Source organism: Lactiplantibacillus sp. YT640, from assembly GCF_049745435.1.
In the GTDB taxonomy this organism is placed as follows: domain Bacteria; phylum Bacillota; class Bacilli; order Lactobacillales; family Lactobacillaceae; genus Lactiplantibacillus; species Lactiplantibacillus plantarum.
In genome coordinates this window covers 42,465-54,201 of sequence record NZ_JBMNVY010000002.1, presented here as the reverse complement: position 1 = coordinate 54,201, position 11,737 = coordinate 42,465, and the positions used below count along the sequence as shown (strand labels likewise).

Annotated in this window: 9 protein-coding genes and 1 tRNA gene; 4 read left to right on the top strand and 6 right to left on the bottom strand. The window is 46.6% G+C overall.

Annotated features, from left to right (window positions below; genetic code table 11):
- Positions 1-12: 12 nt before the first annotated feature.
- Positions 13-720, bottom strand: coding sequence for a response regulator YycF (gene yycF, locus ACOV1R_RS01850; protein WP_003637294.1), 708 nt, complete (start codon positions 718-720; stop codon positions 13-15).
- A gap of 323 nt (positions 721-1,043) precedes the next feature.
- Here yycF and ACOV1R_RS01845 point away from each other — a divergent pair.
- A tRNA-Lys gene (locus ACOV1R_RS01845) sits at positions 1,044-1,116 on the top strand.
- Positions 1,117-1,293: 177 nt separating this feature from the next.
- Here ACOV1R_RS01845 and ACOV1R_RS01840 read toward each other — a convergent pair.
- A complete protein-coding gene (locus tag ACOV1R_RS01840) occupies positions 1,294-1,518 on the bottom strand; it encodes a hypothetical protein (RefSeq protein ID WP_003641655.1) in 225 nt (74 codons plus the stop codon).
- A gap of 91 nt (positions 1,519-1,609) precedes the next feature.
- The gene (locus tag ACOV1R_RS01835; protein ID WP_003643615.1) at positions 1,610-1,810 is read right to left on the bottom strand and encodes a cold-shock protein; all 201 of its coding nucleotides are present in this window, start codon (positions 1,808-1,810) and stop codon (positions 1,610-1,612) included.
- Positions 1,811-2,007: 197 nt separating this feature from the next.
- Here ACOV1R_RS01835 and ACOV1R_RS01830 point away from each other — a divergent pair, with 197 nt between their 5' ends.
- The 3 genes from ACOV1R_RS01830 to pgmB all read left to right on the top strand — a co-directional run bounded on the left by ACOV1R_RS01830 (position 2,008) and on the right by pgmB (position 6,254).
- On the top strand, positions 2,008-2,457 hold the full coding sequence (locus tag ACOV1R_RS01830; protein WP_003641653.1) for a pyridoxamine 5'-phosphate oxidase family protein: 450 nt from the start codon (positions 2,008-2,010) through the stop codon (positions 2,455-2,457).
- Positions 2,458-2,844: 387 nt separating this feature from the next.
- Complete coding sequence (locus ACOV1R_RS01825; RefSeq protein WP_217203173.1) at positions 2,845-5,565, top strand: glycoside hydrolase family 65 protein; 2,721 nt, start codon at positions 2,845-2,847, stop codon at positions 5,563-5,565.
- A gap of 17 nt (positions 5,566-5,582) precedes the next feature.
- A complete protein-coding gene (gene pgmB, locus ACOV1R_RS01820; RefSeq protein ID WP_128485151.1) occupies positions 5,583-6,254 on the top strand; it encodes a beta-phosphoglucomutase in 672 nt (223 codons plus the stop codon).
- A 151-nt stretch (positions 6,255-6,405) separates the two neighbouring features.
- Here pgmB and ACOV1R_RS01815 read toward each other — a convergent pair whose 3' ends face one another.
- The 3 genes from ACOV1R_RS01815 to ACOV1R_RS01805 all read right to left on the bottom strand — a co-directional run bounded on the left by ACOV1R_RS01815 (position 6,406) and on the right by ACOV1R_RS01805 (position 11,737).
- Positions 6,406-7,173, bottom strand: coding sequence for a Cof-type HAD-IIB family hydrolase (locus tag ACOV1R_RS01815; protein WP_021357483.1), 768 nt, complete (start codon positions 7,171-7,173; stop codon positions 6,406-6,408).
- A 332-nt stretch (positions 7,174-7,505) separates the two neighbouring features.
- Positions 7,506-9,323, bottom strand: coding sequence for a glycoside hydrolase family 13 protein (locus ACOV1R_RS01810; protein ID WP_128485152.1), 1,818 nt, complete (start codon positions 9,321-9,323; stop codon positions 7,506-7,508).
- Positions 9,324-9,340: 17 nt separating this feature from the next.
- Positions 9,341-11,737: a glycogen/starch/alpha-glucan phosphorylase gene (locus tag ACOV1R_RS01805; protein WP_021357481.1), complete on the bottom strand. Its 2,397-nt coding sequence runs from the start codon at positions 11,735-11,737 to the stop codon at positions 9,341-9,343.

Genomic DNA, 11,737 nt, shown 5'->3' with positions numbered 1-11,737 from the left:
GTTTAGCAACCTCTACTCATTTTCAGGATTGCGGAGATAGTAACCCACGCCCCGCCGCGTCACCAGCCATTTTGGATGACTCGGGTTATCTTCAACTTTTTCACGTAACCGCCGCACGGTCACATCAACTGTCCGGACATCACCAAAGTAATCATAGCCCCAGACCGTCTGCAACAAGTGTTCCCGCGTCATGACTTGGCCGATATGTTGGGCTAAGTAATGTAACAGTTCAAATTCACGGTGCGTTAATTCGATGTTTTCACCGCGTTTGGAAACCATATAAGCTTCTGGATGAATCACCAGATCGCCAATTTCAATGTCTGAATTTTCTTCAACTTCAGCTGGTTGAGCACTTGGTGCACCTTGCCGCCGTAGATTTGCTTTGACTCGAGCCACGAGTTCCCGGTTTGAGAACGGTTTGGTCACATAGTCGTCCGCGCCCAGTTCCAAGCCCAACACCTTGTCTAATTCAGAGTCCTTTGCCGTTACCATGATAATTGGCATATCATAGTTCTTCCGTACTTGTCGAGCAACTTCCAAGCCATCCATCTTAGGCAACATCAAATCTAACAAAATCAAATCAGGGTGGACTTCATCCACTTTTTGTAAGGCTTCCTCTCCGTCAGCTGCAACGTGAACTTCATAGCCTTCTTTGGTCAGATTAAATTTCATGATATCAGAGATGGGCTTTTCATCATCAACTACTAAGATTTTTTTCATAACGATTCTTCCTCCTTAGGGGAAAACAGGTTTACATTTCAATTTTTAGGGTAATTCGCGATATATTACGAGAAAACAGGTCCTTTCTCGTGTCAGGGTTGGTTGAAACTAAATTCAACACTGGTTTTAGTATATCACAAATGTAGTTGGCTTTCTTTGATTGCTAATCCGCGTGGCCGTAGTATTTCCCGGGAAATCATTTGCCAGTTCAAGCAATCGTTTTCACCAATTAATTACTCAAAAAAACACTTTTTTCGAAAAAACTTTCGAAATAGTGTTGTCAGAACTCAAAATTCATGATATTATATTTTTTGTTGAGTTATGGGCAGTTAGCTCAGCTGGCAGAGCAACGGACTCTTAATCCGTGGGTCCAGGGTTCGATCCCCTGACTGCCCATCATATAACCACACTAATCAGTTTTCACGCCGTGATAATCCACCGTGAAAGCTGATTTTTTTATTCCTACAAAAAAGCCTCAGGAAGCACGACGCAAAGTGCGTGTGACGTCCCTGGGGCTTTTTCTAACGATCTAATGTTTACCATCAGCGTAGCTAAGTAACTCAATTGCTAGGGTTATTCTTGATCAATATGGAAATAACCTTCAGGAGCTGCACTCGGCTGTGCTTGATGCCAATGTTGGCTACTACTTCCATATTTAGTTGGTTGTGGATCCGGTCCCATTGCAACAAAGCGCCGGCCCAATGCGTCCATAAAAATAACGACCCGCTGATATTCACGCGCAGGTGCAACTAACGTACAATTCTCATGCTTAATGCCGTAAACATCTACAAAATCCATTCCGACCACTTAGCTTTCTTGTTTAGCTGACAACCCGTCACTTCAAATAAAAACCGAACCAGTTAATGATAATGGTTCGGCCCAACAGTTACTATTGTGGTTGAACGTTCGTTGCTTGGGGGCCACGATCGCCCTGTTCTTCATCATAAGTTACTTTTTGACCTTCATCTAAGGTTTTAAAGCCATCAGTTTGAATCGCTGAAAAATGAACAAAGACATCGGTACCGTCTTCACCCGTAATAAAACCAAACCCTTTATCCGCATTGAACCATTTTACTGTACCATTCTTCATTATTAGATAAGTCCTCTCAGAACTGACTGCAGTAACAACATCGTTAACCTTGGGAGCGCCAATCAATCATAACGTTCCACGCGTTAAGTGGCTTAAGTATATCACATCCCTAGTTTTTAATCGCTGAAAACGGTGTGCATAACGTATGACTTTCCCCCATGATTCCTGCATACTGAGGTGTAAAGGGGTGACTAAGTATGCAACACACGACTCGTCAGGCAGCCCTACATATGATCCAAACCGCCCCCGTCTTCACGTTAGCAACTGTTGATGCGGACGGCTTTCCGACCATGGTAGCGCTCAGTCCCTTACCTATCAAACGGAGCCTAGAAGAACTTTACTTCTATACTAGTCGTCAAACTTCAACAACGCAGAACATTCAAAACTGGCGTCAAGCGAGTTTATTCTATTACCAACTGTCAGACTATGCGTCAATTATGCTTCGGGGAAAACTCTCATTAGTCGGTACCAACGTTTTTGAACAAGATTGGCGGGCTGAACTAACGGACTTTCAGCAGCAACTAAATTACAAAGACCCCGTCATTCTCAGGTTTCAGACAAGTTCAATCAAGATTCGCCAGATGATGACGATCGACCATCTCGAACTCGTTGATCAGCCCACTGACGGCCCCGCTCACTTAGATTAGCCGTTACAAATTGGGCCTTCTCAGAAAGACACAACCGAAGCGCCACGACTAGATTCTACGCAAATTCTAGTTGTGGCGCTTCGTTCTTTGGTCACCCAACAACTAGCATGGCTCGAAGCGTGATATCACTTTCAAACCAGTTATTAATGCAAGCACGTCCGACTATTCCGGACGTGCATCAAAGACCAAGTATCATCAGCACAAGCCAGAACACTTTGTTCATTCACCTTCGAAAACAACGCCACTTTCAACCTCGTCAGCCCCTACTTTCATCACCAATATTTGCGAGTCTTGTAAAAAGAGACTAGGCTGTAGTTATGGTTAATATTTTTATATTTAGGATTACTTATTGCAATTTTTAATGACCGAACTAAGGAGTGTGGACTTATGAAACTTATTAGATTGCGAATTGAAAATGACGCGATGGATATCGCTTATCATCCAGTATCGGGGCAAGCCGCAACGGCCCATTACCTGATTGCCTATAATTCTGACCAAACAATTGGTGAAAATCTAGAGAACATCAAGGTTCGCTTAGCCGGACTTCAATTCGATGCTGCTATTCTTGAAAACGGACTGTCCTATCCATTCTCAGACACAATCGTCGATGTCAACTATGATCGCATTGATGTCGGGCTAGCTTTGACTAATTTGCTTAATATCCCAGTCGTTAGCCAAGCTGCCGTTGATCAACTTGGACTAGCAGCCGCAGTTAAAGCTAAAAGTGCCTATTTAAAATGGCATTTGGATTACTACGGCCAATACCACGGTGTCCGTAATAATGGTCAAGAAGCCATGTTGACCATTGGTAACGGTTATTTTGGTCTACGGGGCGCCTTTTTGGAAAGTCACGCCGACAAGGACAATTATCCTGGGACATACGTTGCCGGGGTCTATGATCAAACCACCACGACTGTTCATGACCACCAAGTTAAGAATGAAGATTTAGTCAATTTACCGAACGCTCAGTTCATGACTTTCGGTATTGATCATCAGACTCCCTTTACACTCAACGAACATGATTTACAAGACGCTTATCGGAGCCTTGATTTGAAAACGGGACTCTTGACGACCACTAAATTGATTCAGCTCGCTTCCGGACATCAACTCAGAATCCGGTCGCAGAAAGTCGCCAACATGCGTGATTGGCACCGTTACAGCATTCGTTACCAAGTCACCCCACTCAACTTTGCGGGTAGTCTACAAATCTATACCGAAATCGACGGTAGCGTCGTGAATAGCAACGTTAGCCGCTATAACGTCTTCGATCAGCATCATCTGAAGACTATGGGTATCGAAACGGCTGCTAATACCGTCTACCTTTCTGGTCAGACCAAATCATCACATATCAATTACACAATTGGGGCCAAACTAACTAGCCCAGACGTTCCTGCCATTGAGAACTTTAATAGCACGCAACAACCTCAGGGCGTTCAGCAAACCGTTTCACTGGCGGTAGAAGCTGGTAAAACGTATACCTTCGATAAGAACGTCGTCATTGCAACTAGTAATGACCATAGCGATCCCCAGTTGACCCACGTCCAAGCCGAGCTCGACCAGTCCAGTTTTGACAATACGGTAACCACTAGCAAGGACTATTGGGAAGCGACTTGGCGAGCCACAGATATTAAGATCCGTGGCGATATTACAAGCCAACGCTTACTGCGCGTCAATATTTACCACAGTTTCGTTTCCGCTGCCGCAATTGAAAGCGGCCAATTAGACGCTTCCGTTGGTGCTCGGGGGCTCCACGGAGAAGCTTACCGGGGACACGTCTTTTGGGACGAAATGTTCATTTTACCATTCTACACGTTGCACCGACCGGAACTAGCCAAACAACTCTTAGCTTATCGTTACCGGCGACTACCAATGGCGCGTAAAAATGCCGAAGCAGAAGGCTACGCGGGAGCCATGTACCCCTGGCAATCAGCATCCAAGGGTGATGAACAATCTCAATTCACTCACTTAAATCCCATTACTAAAACCTGGGATCCAGATAATAGCCGGCTCCAGCGACACGTCTCGTTAGATATTGCCTACAACGTCTGGTTTTACTACCACGTTACTCAGGACCGTGATTTCTTAACTCATTACGGTATGGAAATGTTGCTATCGATCGCAGCCTTTTGGATCAGTAAAGCAGATTATGACCAAGCTAATGGCCGTTATAACATTAGTGGGGTCATGGGACCAGATGAATTCCATGAAAACTATCCAAACAGCACGACCGCTGGATTGAAGAATAACGCCTATACCAATATCATGGTTGCGTGGCTCTTTGACACGATTACCACGCTTCGGGCGCAGATGCCCCAAGCTGCTTTTCAAGCGGCAGCTCAGGCCGCACAATTTGACTCAACGGCTGAGCAAGCGTTAACGACGATCAGTCATCAATTAACACTTGAAATCAACCGTCGGGGAATCATTGCTCAATTTGAGGGGTACTTCAACCTACCGACGCTTGACTTTCAAGCTTACCGGCAAAAGTACGGTGACATCGCCCGGATGGACCGGATCTTGAAAGCAGAGTCTAAGACACCCGATGCTTACCAAGTGGCCAAACAAGCAGACGCCTTGATGGCCTTTTATAACTTCGATGTCACAACTGTTCAGAAGATTATTGAAAAAATGGGATATCAACTTCCTAAAGAGTATCTGACCCATAACATTCAATACTATTTAGCGCGCACAACGCATGGTTCCACTCTCTCGCGGATCGTTTACGCCGTTTTGAATCAGCTTGACGATAATGACGATGACGCCTGGAAGCTTTTCTCAGAGGCCCTCGCATCCGACTATTACGACATTCAAGGTGGGACGACCGCTGAAGGGATTCACCTCGGCGTCATGTGTGCGACCTTAAACCTGACGACACGGAACTTTGGCGGGGTCAATCCACTAGGTGCCCACTTACAGGTGAGCCCACGGCTACCTGAACACTGGCAAACATTGAAATTCAAGCATCTCTTTCGGGGTGTTCACTATGTTTTCGTTATCGATCATCAACGGGTAACCGTCACTGCGGACCAACCCAGCACGATTATGATTGGAAAACAGCATTACCAATTACAAGCTAAGAAACCACTTTCCGTCACTTATACCGATTAATCTAGGAGGCAATCAACATGGTTAAATTTGCAGCAATCAAGGGGTTTGTCTTTGACCTCGATGGCGTTATCACGGACACATCTACTTTTCATAGCCAAGCTTGGCACCAGATCGCCGATAAAGTCGGGGTCAGTTGGAATGATCAATTAGCTGACGCGCTCAAAGGTATCAGTCGGATGGATTCACTCAACCTCATTCTAGCTCAAGGGCACCGAGAAAATGACTTCACACCGGCCCAAAAACAAGCGCTAGCTACGGAAAAGAACACCAATTATTTGCAGCTCGTTAACCAAATGACCCCAGCCAACATTCTACCAGGCATCACCGCCTTTTTGACTGAATTAACAACGGCTGGCTACGCATTGTCACTCGCTTCAGCATCAAAAAATGCTCCGCTTGTGCTACGTAAACTCGGTCTTAGTGACTACTTTACGAAGGCCGTCGACCCCGCTAGTCTCAAACACGGTAAACCTGATTCCGAGATTTTTCGGCGCGGTGCTGAGATTTTAGGCCTTAATCCAGCTGACTGTATTGGTGTCGAGGACGCGGCGGCTGGCGTACAATCGATCAAAGGCGCTGGCGAAACTGCCATCGGTATTGGTGACCCGACCGTTTTAGCGGCGGCAGATATCAATTTTACCGATACGACTCAGCTCACACTCGCCAATATTAAGGCACAACTAAACTAACGTATTTCCATTAAACTCATCACAAAACAAACCGGATTTGGCGACCACGTCATGGTTACCAAATCCGGTTTGTTTTGTTTAAGCCAGTCGCTAATCTCACCAGTTGGACTGCTCACTGGAAGCTTATAATTATCAGACTAGCTGTCAATTCTCAAATCAAATCAAAATGTTGCAATCCTTGGGCAATCCCGCCGTGCATGTTGTCAGCGGTCACGTACCGCGCGAGTTGTTTGACCTGCGGATGACCATTGCCCATTGCAATCGGTGTCTGGATCATTCGGAACATCTCAATATCATTTAATTGATCACCAAACGCATAGGTCGGTACCTTAGTTAAATGCGCCTTGGTTAAGATATCCTGAATTCCAACCGCCTTGGAGACGCCCCATTGCATAGTGTCCAGCGCACGCGGATTATTACGAACAAAATGTAGTCGGCCTCGATATCGCTGCCGATATTGCGCCGCATTCAACGGATCAAACGTCAGTAAGAAATTAATATGTTGATGTTCAAAAAAGTGCGGTGCGACCCGGGCCGTCTGTCTGAGTGCCCGATAATTACTGGTTGTCAATGCATCACGATGGCTTAACGCAAAACCGGCGTTATTATAATAAGCTAGCGCATTCTGTTGGCGATTGGCAAAATGAGTAATATCGGTCAAAAGCTCCTTATCCAGTTCGTGCGCACTCAAAAACTGCCCTTGATACGCGACGTAACTCCCATTCGCACTGACGATTGAATCGATCCCCGTCGTTGTCATCACATCTTGAACTTCGAATACATTGCGACCCGTGGCAATGACGGGTAGGACGTGGTTAGCTCGTAATTGCTGGATTGCCCGCACACTGCTGGCCGCAACCGTCTTATCGTCCTGCATTAACGTTCCATCCAAATCAAAAAACACTACTGCTTGGTACAACCAATTACCCCCTAATTAATCAGTCACTGGCCAATAACCAGCGCCACCAATACACTAATTACCTTCGTGATGACGTCTATTTAAAACCATCCGAAAAGGTGCTTTAGTGTTTACCTTTATTATAAGCACCTCGTCTGAACAACGCAGACATTCTGCTTATAAGCGCACAAAAATGCGTGGCCAATCAAGGAAAGCCACGCACTAATGTGCCTACGTCTCATTAAGGATCGATGAGTACTTCGTAATACATAATCAATAGCGGGGTGCTATTAAAAAGTACAATTATACTATACGGCTGAACCGTACTAACAATCATCAAGTTCCTGTAAAATTTAGGTAAAGTTTTCAATAAGGCGCAACTGTTCACCACCCAGCGTCTGCGTCACAAGGGAGCGTTGAATCGCTTGTGCTAATTTTATGGGCACACCACTCAACTTTAAATCGTGACTCGTCATGGTTCGCGGCTCAGTAGTCACATTGACAATCACCATCACGGTCTGATCAGCCTGCCAATAAAGGTAGCCAATGCCATAATCTGCCAAGTAAAACGGCACAAAGTGGGCTGTGTTTAACCACGGGTGCCGTTGACGCCAATTCGCCCAGTCAGCAACAAACTGAACTTGCGCCTGATCTGCGTCCTGCCACGGATAAAACGCACGGTTATCAGGGCCTTTCCCCCCCATCATCAACGCCTCATCACCGTAATACAGGCACGGTACACCTGGAAGCGTCAAGAGTAGTTGGACGGCCAAACGTAGGCGTTGGCGATCTTCGGCTAACATAGTCAGGATTCTGGGCGTATCATGGCTACCGATGTTATTGAAGTTAAAGCGAAACGTCGTAGCGGGATAATTTTCCTTGAGGGTCATTAGTTCACGCCACCATTCGGCCGGTGTTAGCATGCCGTTTAAAACGTGAATAATCAAGCGGCGGAGCGGATAATTCATGACAGCCTGTAAGCCGCCGCCCTCTAAGTAGTGCCGGCGCATCCCATACGCTAATTTATGAGAGGCATCCTCCCAAACTTCACCGATCAAAACCTTATCCGGATAACGGTCAAGGGTCCGTCGAATTCCAGCAATGAAATCGTCTGGCAACTCATCCGCGACATCTAGGCGCCAGCCATCCACACCGCGTTGCGTCCAATAGTCAATGACCGAATCGGGTTTACCAAAGATAAAATCGCGGTATGTTGGATCGTCTTTATCAACTGTCGGCAGATCACGGATGCCCCACCAGCTATCGTAATCGTGGGGATAATGAATGAATGTGAACCACGGGTAGTACGGACTCGTGGTCGACTGAGTTGCCCCAACCGTCGGGTAATGGCCCGCCTGATTGAAATACTTAGAATCCACACCAACATGGTTAAAAACACCGTCTAAGATCAGTCGCATACCGGCCCGGTGTACGGCCGCGACCAGGTTATCAAAGTCCGTCAAATCGCCGACGACCGGATCAATCTTCAGATAGTCACCCGTATCATACCGATGATTACTGCTGGCCTCAAAGATCGGCGTCAGATAAATAATTGTCACACCGAGTCGCTGTAAATATGGAATCTTAGCACTAATACCGCGCAAATTACCACCGTAAAAATCCCAGCGTAAAATCGCCCGGTGTTCATCACGCACGTATAGTGGGCGATCCGTTAGTTGACCATAAATAAAGCTATTTGGCTTGGGCGCATTAACGTGGCCATCCGCGTTGCCATTATTGAAGCGGTCAACAAAGATCTGATAAGCAACCCCTTCACGATACCATTGTGGCAATGTTTCTACTGCTTTCAAGATTGTCAATTGATACATTTGAACATGCTCGCGCAAGACGTATTGAACGCCCGGGCCACCATAACCACCATCAACGCAACCATAATAAGCGGTCATGGTCGCCGTTTCAATCCGAAAATAGTAGAAGTACAGGCCAACCTGGGTCGGTATAAACGTGGCCGTATACATTGTGGGACTGATTGGATGTAACGGTAAGGCCTGTTCATCATCCCACTGACCATCATGAGCCACGCATAAATCAATCTGCTTAACCGGCGTTACTGTCTGAACACTGATTGTGAATTGAACGGGTGTCTGGCGGGTCACGGCACCAAAGGGTGTCTTATACGTGGGTAAAAATGAGTTATACGTTACCTGCATCCGTCACCCCTCCTTTCTTAATTCAGTCGTTCGTGGGGCACTTGCCAAATATCGTCAGCATACCGCGCCACTGCTAAGTCCGCGGCAAAGTGTCCCGAAGCGGCAATGTTGGCTAACGAGCGTTGTTGCCAAGTGGGTTGATTTTGAAAATCACGACTGATCTGCTGTTGTTGGGTGACATAAGCCCGGTAATCGGCTAAGACAAAGAATTCATCATTATACCGCAGTAATGAATCATAGATTTCCCGACCAACCGTTGGAATTCCCGGAATCGTGCCATCAATCAAACTATCTAAGAGCCGTTTTAATTCAGGATCAGCATCGTAAAAGTCAGCGGCGTGATAGTTGCCGCGATGGTAATAGTCGTACACTTCATTGACCTTAAGCCCAAACGGATATTCATTTTCAGCACCCGCCGCTTGCATAATGTCGATATTCGCGCCGTCATACGTTGCCAATGATAATGCACCGTTGGCCATCAGTTTCATGTTACTAGTCCCCGACGCTTCTTTGGAGGCCGTTGAAATCTGCTCGCTAACGTCGGCGGCGGGAATGATCAGTTCGGCAATGGAGACCCCGTAGTTCGGAATAAAGACGATCTTTAACCGATCACCAATCGCCGGGTCCTGATTCACCATGTCAGCGACGACATTAATGAGTTTGATAATCGCCTTGGCATAGTGATAACTAGGAGCCGCCTTGGCACCGAAAATGTGTACTCGCGACACGACTGGCTGTTGCGGATGATCCTTAATGGCAAAATACTCGCGCAAGATTTCAAAGACGTGTAGGAGTTGCCGCTTATAAGCATGCAACCGTTTGATTTGAACATCGTAAATCGCGTCGGTGCGAATCTTGATCCCCATAGTACGCTGAACGTACGCGGCTAAAGCTTGCTTGTTAGTCAGTTTAACTTGACCTAACTGGTACAAAAAGTGATCATCTTGTTGATACGGCAGTAGCGTCTGTAATAAATCTGGTTGCCGCCGCCAGTCCGAACCAATCGTCTGATCAATCAATTGCGCTAGTGGTTGGTTCGCCAATTGAACCCACCGCCGGGTTGCAATGCCATTCGTCTTATTATTAAACCGCTCCGGATAAACTTGATACAGGCCCCGTAACACATCCGTTTTCAGTAATTCCGTATGCAGTGGCGCGACACCGTTCACACTGTGACTCCCAATCACAGCTAGGTAGGCCATCCGTACTTGTCCGTTGCCTAAAGGCGCCGTCTGATCAACGAGCGCTTTGCCAAAAATCGGCGTTTGTTGTTCCCGGTAGCGCCGGTCGATTTCCGCAATAATCTGATAGATCCGGGGTAGCAGGTTTTTAAACATATCGATTGGCCAAGTCTCGAGGGCCTCTTGTAAAATCGTATGGTTCGTGTAACTCATGACTTGCGTCGTTAACGTCCACGCGACTTCCCATGAACAGTGATGTTCATCCATTAATAGCCGCATCATCTCAGGGATCACCAGCGTCGGGTGCGTATCGTTAATGTGAATCGCGACCTTTTTGCCTAACAATTTGATGCCATGGTGCGTCGCACAAAAATCACGCACGATACTTTGAACACCCGCAGAAGAGAAAAAGTATTCTTGGCGTAAACGCAGTTGTTGCCCGGCCGAGTTAGAATCGTCAGGATACAAGACCTTGGTAATCTCACTGATTCGATCACGCTGATCCTGCGAAGAATAGGTCGCACTGGGTGGTAACTCCGCGGACCACAAACGCAAGGTGTTCGTAATATCGTTGTGATACCCGACGATACCAACGTCGTAAGGAACCGCTAGCACGTCTTCCGTATTTTCAGATTGCGGTTGTAAACTACCATCCGCTTGCGGTTGTAACCACACATTGCCGCCGAACTGGACAATGCAGCTCTTGTTATCGCGCCGGGTCTCCCACACGTTGCCATGATGGAGCCAATCATCGGGTAATTCTACTTGATAGCCATCCATGAAAACTTGTTTGAACAAGCCGTAACGATAGCGGATGCCGTTACCGTTGCCGGCAATTTTCAAACTAGCCATCGCGTCCATATAACAGGCTGCCAACCGACCTAATCCTCCGTTACCAAGCGCCGGATCAGGTTCAGCCTGACTGATTGTCTCAAAGTCTAAGCCTAATTCCGTTAGCCCTTTTTTTACCGTCGTCAATAAGTTGAGATTCAACAAATTAGAAGCGAGTAAGCGTCCCGGCAAGAACTCGATGGAAAAATAATAGACTTGTTTCTGATGATGATCGCGGTAAAATTTAGCTGTTCGTGTCCAACTCTGACTGTTATAGCACCGAACTAGCTGTCCCAGTGCAATAAATTGCCCAATCGTCGAGGTGTCACTCAGCGATGTTGAATACAAGGTCTCAATTTCACTTAGAAAGTCCTTTTTAAATTGCGCACACGTTAATTTCAA